Origin of the sequence: Micromonospora sp. NPDC005806 (genome assembly GCF_042871425.1) — a bacterium.
In the GTDB taxonomy this organism is placed as follows: Bacteria; Actinomycetota; Actinomycetes; order Mycobacteriales; family Micromonosporaceae; genus Micromonospora.
Genome location: NZ_JBIAIL010000014.1, coordinates 40,008 through 55,813 on the forward strand (window position 1 = coordinate 40,008; position 15,806 = coordinate 55,813).

Sequence of the window (15,806 nt, forward strand, 5' to 3'; positions counted from 1 at the left end):
GAGGGCCGCTCGCCGTTCGGCGGGACGTCAGGCGTCGGCGTCGCCCGCCGAGGTCGGTCGCGCCACACCGTCCACCAGCGACGGACGGGGCGCCTCGGCGATGGTGGCCGGCGGCCATGACCAGGCCGCGCCGTCCGGCAGGTCGGCCAGGGTCTCCGGGCGGCGGCTCGGCACCGGCCCGATCGCCACCCGGGTGCGCCCGCCGTGCGCCGATCCGACGGAGACCAGCTGCCGCTCGGGCAGGGGCGACGGCTCCGGCCGCGCGCCCAGCCCGCTGAGCGAGCTCACCCCGAGCCGGCCGGCGAGCACCGGCACCTGGTCGGGCTCGACGACGAAGACCACCTCCCGCGGCCGCACGGGGCGGAGCAGCACCACCACGGCGAGGGCAACCAGCAGCAACCCGCCGGCGAGCAACGCCCAGGCCGCACCCGGGAACCATCCGGCCCGCAGTTCGGCCCGCAGCTCCAGGGCCAGGTCGGCCCGCCCGTCCGGCCGCATCACCACCAGGCTCAGCGACCGGTCGGCCAGCTCGGCCGGGCTCCACTCCAGGGCGCCGATCCCCTCACGTACCCAGAAGCCCTGGCCGAGTGGGACGGGCGCGGCGGTGCCGGCGGTGGCCGGGCCGGCCGGCTCCACGCGCACCGGCAGCGGGCCGCGGGCGAGGGCGACCCGGCGGACGGTGGCGTGCGGGGTCTCGGCCAGCCAGCGTCCCACCTGGTCGGTGGGGGCCAGGCCGAGGAAGGCGGGGCCGTCGACGGTGCGCGCGGTCAGCCGCAGCCGGGCCTGCCCGGTCCGGGCGAAGGGCGCCTCGGCGCGGAGCAGGTGGTCGACATCGGTGACCACCACGGCCCGCCCCGAGGTGCGGACCGTCTCGAAGCGGGCGCCGAAGCCGCCATCCGGGTCGGCGTGCCGGGCGGCGGCCCAGAGGCCGACGCCGGCCAGCAGCACCGGAATTCCCACGGCCAAGAGCAGCATGCCGGCGATCGTTCGCACGAACCGCATTCGCGTCGTCCCCCTCGGTAGCCAATTACCCGGCCGACCTTACCGACGGGAACCGCACAATCACCGGATATCCACGGCAAGCCACTGAAGGACCGCGGAACGCACGCCGGCCCGCCGGAAGATCCGACGGGCCGGCGGCACAGACGCAGGTCAGGACTTCGGCGTGGGCTCCCGGCGGGTACGCAGGAAGGCCAGCCCACCGAGGACCAGGCCGGCCAGGCCGGCGACCAGACCGGCCACCCCGAGGGCCGTGGCCGCGCCGGAGTCGGAGTCGTCGTCACCGCCCGACGCGGCCGCCGGGGCGCTCGCGGCCGGCGAGGCGGAGGCCGAAGCGGCGGTCAGCGTGAGCACCGGCGCCGGGTTCTCCGGCTCCGCCGCGCCCGGCGTCGGCTCCTCGATCCACCGGGACACGTTGCCGTCCGAGTAGGTCTGGAGGACCTTGAACACCATCCTGTCGACCTGGGGCAGCGGACCCATCGACACCGGGAACTCCTGGAACTCGCCCGGCTTGACCCCGCCACCGGCGGGCGCGGTCCAGGTCAACTTGGACACCGCCTCGGTGAGCTGACTGCCGTGCACGTCGATCGGCGGGTCGACCTTGCGCTTCTCCACCGCCACGGTCCACCCGGCGACCGGCATCGTGGAGACGGAACCGACCGGCGCGTTCTCCGGCAGCACCACCTCGACCTTGGTGGTCGACGCCGTGTCGCTCTCGTTCGGCACCCGGAAGGCGAACCGGCCGTAGCCGTCCTGGGTCGCCTCCTTCGGGTTGATCGTGACGTGCGCCGAGGCGGGCCCGGCGAGGCCGAGCACGGCCGCGGCGACGGCGGCGAGAGTGAGCGCCGCAGCGGTTGCGGGGCGCCGGAATCGGATCATGGATCGGAGAGCCTTCCGTTACTTGATGGGCACAGTGGCGGTCACCGTGGCCTGGTCGATGTCCGACGTGCGGACGGTGAAGCGAAGCTGCCACTGCCCCGCCGCCGGCAGGTTGATCTCACCGGTGGCGTGGTTGTCGGTCAGCGGCAGCAGCGGGATCTCGATCGGCTCGATGCCGGCCGACGGCAGCGCGGCCGTGGCCTTCCACTCCTTGACCGGCTGGGGCCGGTTGTCCTTCGTGTACGCGTAGAGGTGCATCGAGTTGTTGCCGCGCTCGGCCGGGTCCAGCTCCACCTGGAGCGAGTAGAGCGGGCTGGACAGCGTCGTGGAGAAGTAGCCGGCGGGCGTGCCGGCCACGTTGGCGGAGGCGGTCCGCGCGGGGGTGGTCTGCACCAGGGTGGCCGAGACGCCGAGCACCACCGCGGTGATCAGCAACTCCGCCACCACCGCCCGGCGCATCACCCCCGGCCGGCCCGCGGCCCGCCGTCGCCGCACCAGCGACCGGGAGTACGCAGCCACCCCGATCACCAGCGCGAACAGCACGATCTTGGCGAGCAGCAACTGCCCGTAGGTGGTGTCGATCAGCGCCTTCGGGCTGGCCACCTCGATCAGCCCCTGCACCGTGCCGGCGAGCAGCAGCGCCGCGACCGCCAGGGCCGCCCAGCGGGACCAGATCGGCAGGATCGCGTCCAGCTCCCGCTCGTCGGCCCGGCGCAGCAGGAAGGCCGCGAGCATCACCAGGCCGCCCAACCAGACGGCCATGCTGCCCAGGTGCACCGCGTCCACCACCACCGACACCGCCGGCGCCGGGGAGGCCGCCGGGTGGCCGGCCAGCGGCCAGGTGAACAGCGTCGCGCCGCCGAGGATGGCCAGGATGATCCCGTCGGTGCGGCCCACCGGCCCGGCGAAGAGCGGCCGGAGCAGGAACGCCGCCGCGGCGAGCAGACCGAGCCGGACCAGGTGCGCGGTGCCGTACGCGCTGCCGAACACGTCGCCGAGACCGGAGCCGGTCACGTCGAACAGGCCGCCGCCGTTCGTGTAGGGCACCTGCAACCACAGCTCGGCGAGGGTGGCCACGACCAGCACGCCCAGGCCGGACCAGGCCAGCCGGGCCGGCCCGCGCCGGGACAGCCGGCGCGGCCAGAGCGCGGCCAGCACCAGGGCCGGGCCGACCAGCAGCAGCAGGCCCACGTAGCCGAGGTACTTCGCCACCTTGACGGCGTTCTCCACCACCGGGTCGGCGCGGGTGTCCGTACCGGTGTCGGTCGGCGGCGTCGACGGCGCACCCACCGAGTAGGTGAACGCCCCGGAGACCGGGTGGCTGTCGGCCGAGATCACCCGGTAACTCACCAGGTAGGTGCCACGCGCGCCGGCGGAGTCCACCGGGATGGTCACCACCGCGCCCTTGAACGTCGGCTCACCCCGATCGGCCCGGGAGCCGTCGGGAGCGATCACCCGGATCTTGCCCGGAACCTTGCGGACCCCCTCGCTGAAGGTCAGCACCACCTCGGCGGGCGCGTTCGGCACCACCGCGGAGGCGGTCGGGCTGGTGCTCACCAGCACCGCGTGGGCGCTGGCCGGGGTGGCCGGGCCGAGGAGCAGGGCGACGAGGGTGACCAGCAGGCCGGCGGCGGTACCCAGCCGGGCGGCCCAACGACGGTCGGCGGCGGCCTGCAGGTGGGCCCGGCGGCGGTCGGCGGCGGCCCCGGGCCGGCGGCGTACGGCAGCAGTCATGACCATCATGCTTCCCGAACCGACCCGCGAACGGCGACCCGGCCTCATCCGCGTCCCGCGGCGAACGCGGCGGGCAGCCGGCGCTCCGGCTCCCCACTGACCCGGCCCAGCGCCCAGAGCAGGCCGGCCTGCACCACAGCGGCCAGGTGGCCCAGCTCGTGCACCACGGCGGTGGTCGAGGCGGCCACGTCCACCACGCTGGTTGCGGCCAGGCAGACCGCCAGCACCAGCGCCACCGGCAGGAACGCCCGGGCCCGCTCGGGCCGCCAGGCCGCCAGGGCGAACCCGACGGCGAGCGCCGCGTCGAAGGAGGCCATCTCCCGGCTGGTGTGCGGGTCGGCCTCGACGCCCAGCCCGGCCAGCAGGATCGGCAGCGCGACGGCGAGCTGCGCCACGGCGGCCACCGCCACGGCCACCCGGAGCACCTGGCGCCGCGCCCGCACGGTCGCCGCCGCGCCGTCCCGCGCCGCCGCCCGGTCCGCCGCGACGGCCGCGAGCACCGGAGCGGTCAGGTCGGGTACGTCCACCGCCCGCACCCGGGTGAGCCGGGTCACCCGCTCGGCGGACGCCAGCCAGGAGCGGCAGCCCGGGCAGGACGCGGTGTGCGCGTCCAGCACGGCGGCCGGCGCCTGCGGATCCTCGCCGTCCAGCCGCGCGGACAGCGCCACGCGTACGTCGTCGCACGTCATGCCGGGGTAGTCGGAGGGCGGGCGGGAAAAGTTCCCGGCGTGGCCGGAGTCATGGAATGGGCCGAAGGACCCTGTCCCGCACCGCTACGCCGCGTAACCTCGTCTGACGTGATCCCCGCCCCGCGCGACACCTCCGCCGACCGCCGTACGGCGGGGCCAGACGCTGCGCGGGACCACGCGACACACTGGGCGCTGGCCGCCCGGGACGGCGACCCGACCGCCCAGGCCGCCTTCGTCCGGGCCACCCAGGCCGAGGTGTGGCGCTTCGCCGCCGCCCTGGTCGATCCGGACAGCGCGGACGACCTGACCCAGGAGACGTACCTGCGGGCCTTCCGCGCGCTGCCCGGGTTCGAGGGGCGGTCGAGCGCGCGTACCTGGCTGCTCGGCATCGCCCGGCGGGCCTGCGCCGACCACCTGCGCACCGTGGTCCGCCGCCGGCGGCTCGACCAGCGGCTCGCCGCGCACGCGGCCACCGATCGGCCGTACCCCGACCCGGCCGGGCAGCTCGGCGCCACCGACCTGGTCAGCCGGCTCCCCGCCGACCGGCGCGCCGCGTTCGTGCTCACCCAGCTGCTCGGCCTGTCGTACGCCGAGGCCGCCGCGGTGGAGGGGGTGCCGGTGGGCACCATCCGCTCCCGGGTCGCCCGGGCCCGCGGCGACCTGGTCGACGCCGCCGGCGACGCGCTGACCGGTTGACGATGGAACCATCCACGGAGTCCAGGCGACCAATGACCGTGAGCACACCTCGGATCCCCGCCGCCCGCTGGGTCACCCTCCGGCCCTGGCTGGGCGTCGCCGCCCGGCTCGGGCTGGCCGCCGTCTGGTTGGTCGCCGGTGGCAGCAAGGTCGCCGACCTGGGCGCCTCCGGCCGGGCGGTCAACGCCTACCAGCTGATGCCGTACGACGTGGCGGCCGTGATCGGCGCGGCGCTGCCCTTCGTGGAGTTGGCGCTCGGCGTACTCCTGCTGATCGGGCTGGCCACCCGGGTGGCCGCCGGCGTCTCGACGGCGCTGCTGGTGGTCTTCATCACCGGCATCGCCTCGGCCTGGGCGCGCGGCCTGGCCATCGACTGCGGGTGCTTCGGCAGCGGCGGCCAACTCGCCGCCGGCCAGGCCCCGAGCTATCTCCCGGAGATCCTCCGGGACCTGGGATTTCTGGTATTGGCCGGATTCCTGCTGAGCTGGCCCCGCACCCCGTTCTCGGTGGACGGCTGGCTGGCGGGCGAACCATCCGTGGAGGGTGAGGATGAGTAGTCGCAAGGGGCGGAAGGACGCGGCCCGGGTGGTCCGCGAGCAGATCGCCCGGGAGAAGCGGCGCACCCGCACGATCATCACCTCGATCGCCGCGGTGGCGGCGCTGGTGATCGCCGGGCTGATCGGCTGGACCGTCTACTCCAGCCAGAAGTCGAAGACCTTCACCGCCCCGCCCGGCGCCAGCGCCGGCGGCACCGGCATCGTCGCCGGCACCGGCCCGGTCACCATCGACCTGTACGAGGACTACCTCTGTCCGGTCTGCAAGCAGTTCCAGGAGACCAGCGGCCCAACCATCAACCAGTTGGTCAAGGAGGACAAGGTGCGGGTGGTCTTCCACCCGGTCGCCTTCCTGAACCGCTTCTCCACCACCCAGTACTCCACCCGCGCCTCGGCCGCCTCCGGCTGCGCCTCGAAGGGCGGCAAGTTCCGGGAGTTCACCGACGCGCTCTTCGCCAAGCAGCCGCCGGAGGGCAGCGCCGGGCTGAGCAACGACGAGCTGATCGACGTCGGGGTGGGCGTCGGGCTGGACCGCGACAGCTTCGGTTCGTGCGTCAAGGACGGCACGTACACGTCGTGGACCGAGCACGTCACCGACGACGCCAGCAAGTCGGGTGTCACCGGCACCCCGACCATCAAGGTCAACGGCAAGGAAGTCCAGGACCGCACCCCCGACGGGATCAAGGCGGCCGTGGCGGCGGGCAAGTGATCCGGGTACCGCTGCGGCGGGCGGGGCTGGTCGTCACCGCCGCGCTCGCCGCCCTCCTCGCCCTGGCCACCCCGGCCGCCGCGCACGGAGCGGACGCCCCCGACGGCACCAACTACCGGGCCGAGGCCACCGCGGTCAGCCCCGCCCGGCCCGGCCTCACCGCCCGGATGGTCGAGGCGGGCGGCCGGCTGGAGCTCACCAACACCACCGGTCAGGACGTCGAGGTGCTCGGCTACTCCGGGGAGCCCTACCTGCGGATCGGCCCGGGCGGGGTGTACGAGAACACCCGCTCCCCCGCCACGTACCTGAACCGGACCATCGCCGGCGACACCCAACTCTCCCCCGAGGCCGACCCGGCGGCGACGCCGGTCTGGCAGCGGATCTCGGACGGCCCGTCGGCCCGCTGGCACGACCAGCGGACGCTCTGGCTGGAGTCCGGGCCGCCGCCGCAGGTCAGCGCCGACCCGTCCCGCGAGCAGCGGGTCCGCGACTGGGTGGTGCCGCTGCGCGCCGGGGACCAGTCGATCGAGGTACGCGGCACCCTGGACTGGGTGCCGCCGCCGGACGCCTACCCGTGGTGGGTGACCGCCACGCTCGGCTTCCTGCTGATCGGCGCGGCCGGGCTGGTCCCGGCCGGCACCGCGGCCGGCGTCCGCGCGCTGCGCGGGGTCGGCGCCCTGCTCGCCCTCGGCGGGCTGGCCACCGTGGCGTTCACGATCGGCCGGACGCTGGACGCCGGCGCCGAGGGCGTCGGCGGGCTGCTCCTCGGGCTGCTGACCGGTCAGACGTGGGCACTGCTCACCGGGCTCGGCGCGATCGCCGCCGGCGGGTACGCGCTGGCCCGGCGGGAGGCCGCCGACTTCACGCTCGCCCTGGCCGGGGCGTGCCTGGTGCTCTTCGCCGGGGCGGCGAACCCGGCCGTGCTGTCCCGATCGGTGGTCCCGATGTCCGGGCCGGCGGCCCTGGCCCGGACCCTGGTCACGCTCGCCCTGGCCACCGGCGCCGGCGCGGTCGCCGCCGGCCTCCTCCGCCTGCACAGCGCCGCCCGCGCCGCGCGGCACACACCCCGCCACCCACGCTCCATCCCCGCGACGCCCGCCCGCCGCTGACGAGCGCCCCGCGCCCGCCGGCCCGTCCATGATCACGCTGGATCTTGGAAGGAACGCTGCTTCCCGGATATTGCGCAGCTCGTGCAACGCCCGAGGTCGGTCAGGAGGGGCGGGGGGCGGTGCGGGGGTTGAAACCGTAGGGGAGTTCGAGGCGGTGCTTCGCCAGCAACGCCTCGTCGGTGAGGACCTCCACCGTGGGGGCGTCGGCGACGATGCGGCCGGCGTCCAGGATCACCGAGCGGGTGCAGAGTTCCGCCGCGTACGGCAGGTCGTGGGTGACCATCAGCAGGGTCACCGGCAGGCCGCGCAGGATCTCCGCCAGCTCCCGCCGGGCGGCCGGGTCGAGATTCGACGACGGCTCGTCGAGGACCAGGATCTCCGGGTGCATGGCGAGCACGGTGGCCACCGCCACCCGCCGGCGCTGGCCGAAGGACAGGTGGTGCGGCGCCCGGTCCCGGTGCTCGCTCATCCCCACCGCGGCGAGGGCCTCGTCGACCCGGGCGGCCAGCTCCGCCCCGCGCAACCCCAGGTTCGCCGGGCCGAACGCGACGTCCTCCGCCACGGTGGGCAGGAAGAGCTGGTCGTCGGGATCCTGGAAGACGATGCCCACCCGGCGACGGATCTCCGCCAGGGTGTCCCGGTCCCGGCTGACGGTCAGGTCACCGACGCTGACCGTCCCCCCGGTCGGCGTGAGGATGCCGTTGAGATGCAGCACCAGCGTGGTCTTGCCGGCGCCGTTCGGCCCGAGCAGCGCCACCCGGTCGCCGCGCGACACGGTCAGGTCCACTCCGTGCAGGGCGACGTGACCGTCCGGGTACGCGTACCGGACGCCACGGACGTCCAGCGAGGGAGGCGGCTGCACGTACCCGATCATGTCAGGAGGAGCGCGACGGCGGCGATGGTGGCGGCGATCGCCGGCACGGTCGCGGCGGCCGCCCACTGGCCGGCGGTGGCCGCGCCCGCGCCCTGCCAGACCGCCGGCATCCGGCCGGAGTAGCCGCGCGACACCATGGCCAGGTAGACCCGCTCGCCGCGCTCGAAGGCGCGCAGGAAGAGCGCACCCACCCCGGCGGCGAAACCGCGCAGCTGCCAGAGGAAACGCGGGTCGTCACCCCGGGACACCCGGGCCACCCGCATCCGCCGGGCCTCACCCACCAGCACGTCCAGGTAGCGCAGCATGAACGTGGCGATCTGGGTGAGGACCTGCGGGCAGCGCAGCCGGTCCAGGCCGACGATCAGATCCCGCGTCGTCGTGGTCGCCGCCAGCAGGAGCGACGCGAGTACGCCGAGTGTGCCCTTGGCCAGGATGTTCCACGCACCGTGCAGCCCGTCCACGGACAGGCTCATCCCGACCACCGCCACCCGTTCGCCGGTGCCGAAGAACGGCAGCGCGAAGGCGAAGAGCACGAACGGCAGCTCGATCAGCGCCCGGCTGAGCAGCCAGCGCGGACCGACCCGGGCCAGCGCCGCCACCACCGCCACCAGCAGGGCGTAACCGCCGAAGGCCCAGTACGCCTCGCGGGGCGTGGCGACCACCGCGACGGTGAACAGCACCATCGCGGCGATCTTGACCTCCGGCGCGAGGCGGTGCACCGGGGAGGTGGACTCGCGGTAGAGCACGTGCGCATGCCCGGCACCCATCGGCCGCGTACCTCCCTCAGCGGGCGCCGGCGGCGCGCGCCGCCGGCTCGTCGGCGGCGTCGCCCGGCACCGGGCCGGCCTGGGACGGGGTGCCCCGGCGGCGGGCCAGCCAGAACAGGCCGCCGCCGAGGGCGAAGGTGATCAGCACGCCGAGCACCCCGGAGAGCCCGGTGGAGAGGAAGCCGTTGCCGATGCCACGGATGCCGTAGTTGGCCAGCGGGCTGTCGGCCAGCTCATGGTGCCGGGCCTGCTGGGCCGGGCAGCTCCCGCCGGTGATCTCCCCCTTGGCGTTCACCGTGCAGCCCTTGAGCAGCGACGAGTCCAACCCGTCCGGGTGGGACGAGGCGTAGTTGCTCACCACGCCGGCCAGCAGCAGGGCGACCAGCAGGCCACCGAGGAGGAAGGGCCAGGACCGCTTGCTCATCGGGCACCTCCGGCGACCGGGACGACGGGGGCCGGCGCGGCCGGCTTCAGCGCGCGCAGCGCGTACACCAGGTCGGGGCGGACCTTCGCGACGGTGACCACGGTGGTCGCGGTGATCAGGCCCTCGCCGATGCCGATGAGCAGGTGAACCCCGGCCATCGTGCCGGCCAGCCCGGCCAGGTTGCCGCCCAGATCGGTGGTGCCACCCAGCCAGTACTCGAGGACGAAGCCCTGGCTGGCGACCACCACGCTGACCAGCGCGGAGACGAAGGCGGTGACGGCGAGACCGGCCGGGGTACGCGGCAGCACCCGCAGCAGCAGCGAGATCAGCAGGTACCCGGCGGCGGTGCCGAGCAGCGCCATGTTGGTGATGTTGAGACCGAGCATGGCCACCCCGCCGTCACCGAAGACCAGGGCCTGCACGACCAGGACCACCGCGACGCAGAGCGCCCCCACCCACGGGCCGACCAGCAGCGCGGCGAGCGCGCCGCCGAGGAGGTGGCCGCTGACCCCGGCGGTGAAGATCGGGAAGTTGAGCATCTGCACGGCGAAGATGAAGGCGGCGACCAGGCCCGCCATCGGCGCCAGCCGGTCGTCGAGGTCGCGCCGCCCGCGCAGCACGCAGAAGGTGAGCGCGGCGACCGCGAGCGCCGCGAAGATCGCAGCGACGGGACCGTCGATGATCCCGTTCGAGATGTGCATCGCCAGGGTTTCCACTCGATGAGCTTATTTGTGGGAGGTCGTTGTTGCCAATACATTGCAACAAGCCATGATGATCATCACCCGATGGCGCGTCATCACCGGCCGCCCCGGGCCCGGCAGCGGTATCGTCTCGGCCATGACCGACCGCCTCAACCCCGGCGACCCCGCCCCCGAGTTCACTCTCCCCACCGACAACGGCGGGACCCTCTCCCTGGCCGACCTGCGCGGCCGCAAGGTCATCCTCTACGCCTACCCGGCCGCCATGACGCCCGGCTGCACCAAGCAGGCCTGCGACTTCCGCGACTCGCTCGCCTCGCTCCAGGCCGCCGGGTACGAGGTGGTGGGCATCTCCCCCGACAAGCCGGAGAAGCTCGCCAAGTTCCGCGACCGGGACGCCATCACCTTCCCGCTGGTCGGCGACACCGACAAGGCCGTGCTGACCGCGTACGGCGCGTACGGCGAGAAGCAGATGTACGGCAAGACCGTGACCGGCGTGATCCGCTCGACCTTCGTCGTCGACGAGAACGGCAAGATCGAGCGGGCGCTCTACAACGTCAAGGCCACCGGACACGTCGCCAAGCTGCGCCGGGACCTCGGCCTCGACTGAGCCTGTCGCACGCCGCCGCTACTCGGGGTGCAGCCGCCCTACGAGCAGAACGGTGGCGGGTCGTCCGGATCCTTCGGAATGCCCAGCGTCGCGCAGTCGAACGCGCTGCCCTGCCCGTGAATGCGCCAGCCGCGGCTCGGGCTGTACCGGAACAGATACATGCCGTCGCCTTGCTGATTCCGGTCCCAGCCGGTGGCCCAGCCTTTCCAGCACTCCACGGTGTCCGGGCTGATCCGGTAGCCGTCCGACAGACCAGGCACTCGATCCAGACTCGCCGCCGTGACGGGGCAGCCGCCGTCGGGACGCTCACTCGTCGCCGTCGTGGCCGGCCGTGATGGGGACGTTGCCGTCGAAAGGGACGGGGACGGTGACCCGGAGGTCGGTTCCGGCGAGGGCGGGGTGGTGGGGATGACATTCGGTGAATGGGCGCCCGGTGGCGGGGTGGGGCCAGGGATGCCGCCCGACAGCGCCGCGCCGGTGACGATCGCCACCACGCCGGCGGCCGCGGCGGCGCTGGTGGCGAGGGTGCTGCGCCGGCGCGACCGGCGGGACGTGTGCAGCGCGCGCTCGTACAGGTCGGGGCTGCCGCCGTGCTCCGCCAGACTGGTCATGGCGCCGCGCAGCCGGGTGAAGTCGTCGGTCATCGGGTCGCCCCCTTCGTCTCCGCCGCAGGCAGCAGCTCGGGCGCGATGGTGCGCAGCCGCGCCAGCGCCTTGCTCGTCTGGCTCTTGATCGTGCCGACCGAGCAGGACAGCAGGTCGGCAGCCTCGGCCTCGGTGCGGTCCTCGAAGAAGCGCAGCACCAGCACCGCGCGCTGGCGGCGGGTGAGCTGGGCCAGGGCCCGGTGCAGCGAAACTTTCAGGTCGGTGCGACCGGCGTGATCACTGTCCGGCTGGGCCAGATCGGCCAGTTCTCCGGGCAGGCTCTCGGCGAATCGGGTCCGCCGCCAGCGGCGGATGTGCAGGTGGTACATCGCGGTGCGGGTGTACGCCTCGACGTGCCCTTCGTCGGCCAGCCGACGCAGCGCCCGATGGGTGCGGGCCAGCGCTTCCTGCACCAGGTCCTCGGCCAGGTGCCGATCGCCGGTCAGCAGGAACGCCGTGCGCTGCAGCGCCGGAGTCCGGGCCCGGACGAAGGCGCAGAACTCGGCCTCGACCGGATCCTCCGGTCTGACACGAGTCCTCATCGTCGGGCCAGCCCCATTCGTCGCCGCTCGGCCACCATCGCTGCGGTCCCCCGTCATCGGAACAACACGCGCGGACATTGAACTACTCCGGGTCGACTAGCTGCCGTACGAGCAGAACGGTGGCGGGTCGTCCGGATCCTTCGGAATGCCCAGCGTCGCGCAGTCGAACGCGCTGCCCTGCCCGCGAATGCGCCAGCCGCGGTCCGGGCTGTACCGGAACAGATACATGCCGTCGCCTTGCTGATTCCGGTCCCAGCCGGTGGCCCAGCCCTTCCAGCACTCCACGGTGGCCGGGCTGATCCGGTAGCCGTCCGACAGACCGGGCACGCGTTGCAGGGTCGCCGCCGTGACGGGGCAGCCGCCGTCGGGATGCTCACCCGTCGGCCGCGTTGCCGCCTCGGTGGGGCGAGGCATGGTCGCCGTCTCCACCGGCGACGGGACGGTCGTGGTCGAGCCGGGCGCCGCCCTACCCGGGACCGAGGACGGCGCAGAGGCGACGGGCTGAGCGGCGGTGCAGCCGGCAACTGCGGTGACCGCGACAAGAGCAGCGGGTATCAGAATCCGTGATCCAGTGTGGTGAGTCATACCGGTGTCCAGACCCTGGGGCCCCGAAGGGTTGTCGCCCGCGGACAAGAAATTCCGCTCCGGTTGGCGCACCCCGGTCCCCGACCAGCACCGGCCGTGGCCACGGAGCTCGCCCGGTCGGTGCCGACGGCCCACCTCGAACTCAGCCGTCAGCGGACCGCCCAAGCCCTGTGCCCCGGCACCGTACCGGCTGGCCACCTTTGGCTGAATTTGGCCACGTCGTTGATCAGTTCGACTCCCGGCGGGTCGCACACGGCCTGGCCGAAGCCTCCGGCGGCGGTTCCGTGATCAGTCATCGCACCGTTCTGTTGATCCTGAGGGAGGCTGGGCTCACCACTCCGGAAGCCCGACGCTCTAGACTCAGCACGTCCGCGGGAGTGGCGTAATAGGCAGGCGCGATAGGTTTAGGTCCTATTGTCCGAAAGGACGTGGGGGTTCGACTCCCCTCTCCCGCACCGCAACCGTGTCGTGAAGGTCACGAAGATGGGATCACGCCACGCCGTCCCCCGAGGATGGCGGGCGTGAACCTGCGTTTCGTCCTCGACCCCGTGCTCACCCCCGAGCTGCGCGAGCAGATCGTCGCCCTCTGGGTGGACGTCACCAACGCCGGCGGTGCGGTCGGCTTCGTGGCCCCGGTGACCGAGGCCGAGGTCCGTCCCGTCGCCGAGGCGACCTTCGCCGAGATCGCCGACGGGCCGGACCGGCTGCTGGTCGGCTACGAGGGGGACCGCCTGGTCGGCGTCCTGGTCATCGCGGACAACCGGTTCCACCTCAAGACCCACTGGCGGGTGCTCAAGCGGGTGATGGTCCACCCGGACACCCAGGGCCGGGGCAACGGCGCCGCGCTGATGCGCGAGGCCGAGCGGATCGGCCGGGAGCTGGGCCTGGACGCGCTGCACGTCACGCTCCGCGGCGGCCTCGGGCTGGAGTCGTTCTACGACCGGCTCGGGTACCGGGAGGTGGGCCGGCTGCCCCGCGCGCTGCGCCTCGCTCCCGGCGACGACCGGGACGAGGTCTTCATGTGGCTCGACCTGGCGACCGCCGCGGCCTGACCCCGGATCGCCTCGAGGTGAGCCACCGTCAGCCGCCGTGTCCCAGGCCGGTGGCCCGGGACGAGACCTCACCAGGCGACGCCGATGCCGTCTCCCGGGTACCAGTGCCCGGCGGGGGTCTCCCGGTAGGCGAGGAACCGCCGGCCGGTCCGTTCGGCATGCTGGGCGAGGACGTTGGTGGTGGTGACGTTGTCGGTGAGCAGCATCGCCCCGGCGGAGAGTTTGGCCTCGACCGCCTCGAACTCGCTCTGCTCGTGCACGCGGCTGTGGTCGCTGTCGTGCAGGAAGAGGTCGACCGGGCGGTCCAGCGCGTTGATCGAGGCGACCGAGTCGCCGATGACCAGGTCGACCACGTCGGCCCAGGGGGTGGCGCGGGCCAGGTAGCCGGCCTCGGGGTTGATGTCGAGGGAGGTGAGCCGGCCGGGGTGGCCCTCGGCGGCGTTGCGGAGCAGGGCGGCGGCCAGAACGCAGCTGCCGAGCCCCTTGTCCACGCCGGTCTCGACCACGTGGCCGGGTTTGCGGGCGCGGACGATGGCGTACCAGCCGATCCGGCGGGCGTACCGGACCTGCCGGTCGGCCAGGCCACGGCGGGAGGCGGCGGCGGTGGCGGCCTCGATGTGCCCGCGCAGCTTCTCGTCGCCCTCGATCTCGGCGAACCAGGCGCGCACCTGCTTCACCGGGACGTCGCACACCACGCTGACGTACCAGGCCAGGTGGTGCCGGCTGAGCTTGGTCAGGTCGTACGTGTAGTTGTGGTGCTCCCGGGAGGTGAGCAGCCAGCGGGCGGAGGTGCGCAGCACGCGGGCGTCGTGCCGGGCGACCCGGGCCAGCCGCTTGGGGAAGGCGGCGACCGGCGCGAGCGGGGTGCGGGCGATGGCCCGCCGGAGCTTCGTTGCGTCCACCGTGCGGTTGTACCAGCTCAGGGTGGCCAGCGGCGAGAAAAGTTTTGATGTACCGACCGGGTGGCCGGAGCTGACCGGCCGGACGAGGGTCCCCGCACCGAACCTGAGTCAGTAGCATCGCGACCATGTCAGATCGTCAGCAGCTCGCCGACTCCCCGCCGCGCTACGGCGCCTCCGAAGTGGATCCCGACGCCCCGGAGCAGACGTCCGAGCCGGCGCCGCGCCGACGCCGCGGCCGGCGTATTGCCCTGATCGTACTGCTGGTGGTGGTGCTGCTCGCCGGCGGCGGGTTCCTCGCAGCCGGTCTCTACTATCGCTCGGTCAACAAGTCCATCGAGCGGGTCGACGCCTTCAACGACGTGCCGGAGGAGTCCCGGCCGCAGGTCGTGGCCAAGGGCGCGATGAACATCATGATCCTGGGCAGCGACTCGCGCGACCCGGAGAACACTGGGGGCTCCCGGAGCGACACCATCATCCTGGCCCACCTGCCCAAGGACCGGTCGAGCGCCCAGCTCATCTCGATCCCGCGCGATACCTGGGTGCCGGTGCCGCGCTCCAAGAACGGCCAGCACGGCGGCCGGGACGCGAAGATCAACGCAGCGTACGCCTGGGGCGGCGTGCCGCTGATGGTGCAGACGGTGGAGCAGTTCACCAAGGTCCGCATCGACCACGTGACGATGGTCGACTTCGCGGGCTTCAAGGAGATCGTCGACGCCCTCGGCGGCATCGACATCGACGTCGAGCAGAGCTTCACCTCGACCCACTCGCTCAACCCGGACGGCCGGCGGGAGTTCGTCAAGGGCCGGCAGACCATGGACGGGGCCGCCGCGCTGGACTACGCCCGGGAACGCTACGCCTTCGCCAACGGCGACTTCACTCGGATCAAGCACCAGCAGCAGGTGATCAAGGCGATCCTCGACAAGGCCGCCTCTGGTGGCACGCTTAGCAGCCCCACCAAGCTGAACGCCTTCGTCCGGGCCACGGCGAACTCGGTGTCCGTCGACAAGTCGATGTCCCTCGTGGACCTGGCCATGGAGCTGCGCCACCTGCGCAGCGGCAACCTGGGGTTCTACACCTGCCCCGTGAAGGGGACCGGCCGGGTCGGCACGGAGAGCGTGGTGTTCGCGGACACGGCGAAGGCCAAGGGGCTCTTCGACGCGGTCCGCCGTGACTCGGTCCAGGAAATCCTTTCCGCCGGAAAGTAGGATCCCGCACTGCCGTGCCGGTTCTGGTGGCGCGGCCGACCCGCTCGTATCCTTCGATCGCCCGGGGCCTGCTTCATGCAGGCCCCGGACTGTCACGGGGGAGGATCGACATGTCAGGTCAATCGGCGACCAGA

General features: G+C 73.3%; 20 protein-coding genes and 1 tRNA gene. 9 read left to right on the forward strand and 12 right to left on the reverse strand.

What is annotated here, in order from left to right; all coding sequences use genetic code 11:
* Positions 1 to 27: 27 nt before the first annotated feature.
* From ACFYOS_RS16815 to ACFYOS_RS16830, 4 genes are all read right to left on the reverse strand, one after another.
* Positions 28 to 975, reverse strand: a complete 948-nt coding sequence (locus ACFYOS_RS16815) for a hypothetical protein (protein WP_387141666.1) — start codon at positions 973 to 975, stop codon at positions 28 to 30.
* A gap of 177 nt (positions 976 to 1,152) precedes the next feature.
* Complete coding sequence (locus ACFYOS_RS16820) at positions 1,153 to 1,878, reverse strand: YcnI family protein (protein ID WP_387141669.1); 726 nt, start codon at positions 1,876 to 1,878, stop codon at positions 1,153 to 1,155.
* Positions 1,879 to 1,896: 18 nt separating this feature from the next.
* Positions 1,897 to 3,612, reverse strand: a complete 1,716-nt coding sequence (locus ACFYOS_RS16825) for a copper resistance CopC/CopD family protein (RefSeq protein ID WP_387141672.1) — start codon at positions 3,610 to 3,612, stop codon at positions 1,897 to 1,899.
* Positions 3,613 to 3,656: 44 nt separating this feature from the next.
* Complete coding sequence (locus ACFYOS_RS16830) at positions 3,657 to 4,301, reverse strand: zf-HC2 domain-containing protein (protein WP_387141675.1); 645 nt, start codon at positions 4,299 to 4,301, stop codon at positions 3,657 to 3,659.
* Positions 4,302 to 4,409: 108 nt separating this feature from the next.
* Here ACFYOS_RS16830 and ACFYOS_RS16835 point away from each other — a divergent pair, with 108 nt between their 5' ends.
* The 4 genes from ACFYOS_RS16835 to ACFYOS_RS16850 are packed head-to-tail and all read left to right on the forward strand — an operon-like array spanning position 4,410 to position 7,369.
* Entirely contained in the window at positions 4,410 to 4,997 is a 588-nt protein-coding gene (locus tag ACFYOS_RS16835; RefSeq protein ID WP_387141678.1) for a sigma-70 family RNA polymerase sigma factor, read from the forward strand.
* Positions 4,998 to 5,035: 38 nt separating this feature from the next.
* Positions 5,036 to 5,554, forward strand: coding sequence for a MauE/DoxX family redox-associated membrane protein (locus ACFYOS_RS16840; RefSeq protein ID WP_387141681.1), 519 nt, complete (start codon positions 5,036 to 5,038; stop codon positions 5,552 to 5,554).
* Positions 5,547 to 6,260, forward strand: a complete 714-nt coding sequence (locus tag ACFYOS_RS16845) for a DsbA family protein (RefSeq protein WP_387141684.1) — start codon at positions 5,547 to 5,549, stop codon at positions 6,258 to 6,260. The genes ACFYOS_RS16840 and ACFYOS_RS16845 overlap by 8 nt, the downstream gene beginning before the upstream one ends.
* Positions 6,257 to 7,369, forward strand: coding sequence for a hypothetical protein (locus tag ACFYOS_RS16850; protein WP_387141687.1), 1,113 nt, complete (start codon positions 6,257 to 6,259; stop codon positions 7,367 to 7,369). Before ACFYOS_RS16845 ends, ACFYOS_RS16850 begins: the two co-directional genes overlap by 4 nt.
* A 100-nt stretch (positions 7,370 to 7,469) precedes the next feature.
* Here ACFYOS_RS16850 and ACFYOS_RS16855 read toward each other — a convergent pair whose 3' ends face one another.
* The 4 genes from ACFYOS_RS16855 to ACFYOS_RS16870 are packed head-to-tail and all read right to left on the reverse strand — an operon-like array spanning position 7,470 to position 10,150.
* Positions 7,470 to 8,243, reverse strand: coding sequence for an energy-coupling factor ABC transporter ATP-binding protein (locus ACFYOS_RS16855; RefSeq protein WP_387141690.1), 774 nt, complete (start codon positions 8,241 to 8,243; stop codon positions 7,470 to 7,472).
* On the reverse strand, positions 8,240 to 9,010 hold the full coding sequence (gene cbiQ, locus ACFYOS_RS16860) for a cobalt ECF transporter T component CbiQ (RefSeq protein ID WP_387141693.1): 771 nt from the start codon (positions 9,008 to 9,010) through the stop codon (positions 8,240 to 8,242). The genes ACFYOS_RS16855 and cbiQ overlap by 4 nt, the downstream gene beginning before the upstream one ends.
* A 16-nt stretch (positions 9,011 to 9,026) precedes the next feature.
* A complete protein-coding gene (locus ACFYOS_RS16865) occupies positions 9,027 to 9,434 on the reverse strand; it encodes a PDGLE domain-containing protein (RefSeq protein ID WP_387141696.1) in 408 nt (135 codons plus the stop codon).
* Positions 9,431 to 10,150 carry an energy-coupling factor ABC transporter permease gene (locus ACFYOS_RS16870; RefSeq protein WP_387141699.1) on the reverse strand — a complete coding sequence of 240 codons (720 nt, stop codon included), beginning with the start codon at positions 10,148 to 10,150 and terminating at the stop codon, positions 9,431 to 9,433. The genes ACFYOS_RS16865 and ACFYOS_RS16870 overlap by 4 nt, the downstream gene beginning before the upstream one ends.
* 121 nt (positions 10,151 to 10,271) lie before the next feature.
* Between ACFYOS_RS16870 and bcp the strand changes: the two genes are divergently transcribed.
* Positions 10,272 to 10,742, forward strand: coding sequence for a thioredoxin-dependent thiol peroxidase (gene bcp / locus ACFYOS_RS16875; RefSeq protein ID WP_387141702.1), 471 nt, complete (start codon positions 10,272 to 10,274; stop codon positions 10,740 to 10,742).
* 38 nt (positions 10,743 to 10,780) lie between these two features.
* Here bcp and ACFYOS_RS16880 read toward each other — a convergent pair whose 3' ends face one another.
* The 3 genes from ACFYOS_RS16880 to ACFYOS_RS16890 form a co-directional block, all read right to left on the reverse strand.
* Positions 10,781 to 11,386: a hypothetical protein gene (locus tag ACFYOS_RS16880; RefSeq protein WP_387141705.1), complete on the reverse strand. Its 606-nt coding sequence runs from the start codon at positions 11,384 to 11,386 to the stop codon at positions 10,781 to 10,783.
* Positions 11,383 to 11,928, reverse strand: a complete 546-nt coding sequence (locus ACFYOS_RS16885; RefSeq protein ID WP_387141708.1) for a SigE family RNA polymerase sigma factor — start codon at positions 11,926 to 11,928, stop codon at positions 11,383 to 11,385. Before ACFYOS_RS16885 ends, ACFYOS_RS16880 begins: the two co-directional genes overlap by 4 nt.
* Positions 11,929 to 12,024: 96 nt before the next feature.
* A complete protein-coding gene (locus ACFYOS_RS16890) occupies positions 12,025 to 12,255 on the reverse strand; it encodes a hypothetical protein (RefSeq protein ID WP_387141711.1) in 231 nt (76 codons plus the stop codon).
* A gap of 19 nt (positions 12,256 to 12,274) precedes the next feature.
* Here ACFYOS_RS16890 and ACFYOS_RS16895 point away from each other — a divergent pair, with 19 nt between their 5' ends.
* From ACFYOS_RS16895 to ACFYOS_RS16905, 3 genes are all read left to right on the forward strand, one after another.
* Positions 12,275 to 12,433 carry a hypothetical protein gene (locus ACFYOS_RS16895; RefSeq protein WP_387141712.1) on the forward strand — a complete coding sequence of 53 codons (159 nt, stop codon included), beginning with the start codon at positions 12,275 to 12,277 and terminating at the stop codon, positions 12,431 to 12,433.
* A 451-nt stretch (positions 12,434 to 12,884) separates the two neighbouring features.
* Positions 12,885 to 12,968: transfer RNA gene (locus ACFYOS_RS16900), tRNA-Leu, on the forward strand.
* Positions 12,969 to 13,034: 66 nt separating this feature from the next.
* On the forward strand, positions 13,035 to 13,565 hold the full coding sequence (locus ACFYOS_RS16905; RefSeq protein ID WP_387141715.1) for a GNAT family N-acetyltransferase: 531 nt from the start codon (positions 13,035 to 13,037) through the stop codon (positions 13,563 to 13,565).
* 68 nt (positions 13,566 to 13,633) lie between these two features.
* On the opposite strand, the gene ACFYOS_RS16910 is transcribed toward ACFYOS_RS16905, so the two are convergent.
* Entirely contained in the window at positions 13,634 to 14,467 is an 834-nt protein-coding gene (locus ACFYOS_RS16910) for a class I SAM-dependent methyltransferase (RefSeq protein ID WP_387141718.1), read from the reverse strand.
* Positions 14,468 to 14,592: 125 nt separating this feature from the next.
* Between ACFYOS_RS16910 and ACFYOS_RS16915 the strand changes: the two genes are divergently transcribed.
* Complete coding sequence (locus ACFYOS_RS16915) at positions 14,593 to 15,672, forward strand: LCP family protein (protein ID WP_387141721.1); 1,080 nt, start codon at positions 14,593 to 14,595, stop codon at positions 15,670 to 15,672.
* The last annotated feature ends 134 nt before the right edge of the window (positions 15,673 to 15,806 follow it).

Bases quoted from the DNA above. Each gene is read 5' to 3' on its own strand.
- ACFYOS_RS16815 (WP_387141666.1), bottom strand. From the start codon at position 975: ATGCTGCTCTTGGCCGTGGGAATTCCGGTGCTGCTGGCCGGCGTCGGC.
- ACFYOS_RS16820 (WP_387141669.1), bottom strand. From the start codon at position 1,878: ATGATCCGATTCCGGCGCCCCGCAACCGCTGCGGCGCTCACTCTCGCC.
- ACFYOS_RS16825 (WP_387141672.1), bottom strand. From the start codon at position 3,612: ATGACTGCTGCCGTACGCCGCCGGCCCGGGGCCGCCGCCGACCGCCGC.
- ACFYOS_RS16830 (WP_387141675.1), bottom strand. From the start codon at position 4,301: ATGACGTGCGACGACGTACGCGTGGCGCTGTCCGCGCGGCTGGACGGC.
- ACFYOS_RS16845 (WP_387141684.1), top strand. From the start codon at position 5,547: ATGAGTAGTCGCAAGGGGCGGAAGGACGCGGCCCGGGTGGTCCGCGAG.
- ACFYOS_RS16855 (WP_387141690.1), bottom strand. From the start codon at position 8,243: ATGATCGGGTACGTGCAGCCGCCTCCCTCGCTGGACGTCCGTGGCGTC.
- cbiQ (WP_387141693.1), bottom strand. From the start codon at position 9,010: ATGGGTGCCGGGCATGCGCACGTGCTCTACCGCGAGTCCACCTCCCCG.
- ACFYOS_RS16865 (WP_387141696.1), bottom strand. From the start codon at position 9,434: ATGAGCAAGCGGTCCTGGCCCTTCCTCCTCGGTGGCCTGCTGGTCGCC.
- bcp (WP_387141702.1), top strand. From the start codon at position 10,272: ATGACCGACCGCCTCAACCCCGGCGACCCCGCCCCCGAGTTCACTCTC.
- ACFYOS_RS16880 (WP_387141705.1), bottom strand. From the start codon at position 11,386: ATGACCGACGACTTCACCCGGCTGCGCGGCGCCATGACCAGTCTGGCG.
- ACFYOS_RS16885 (WP_387141708.1), bottom strand. From the start codon at position 11,928: ATGAGGACTCGTGTCAGACCGGAGGATCCGGTCGAGGCCGAGTTCTGC.
- ACFYOS_RS16915 (WP_387141721.1), top strand. From the start codon at position 14,593: ATGTCAGATCGTCAGCAGCTCGCCGACTCCCCGCCGCGCTACGGCGCC.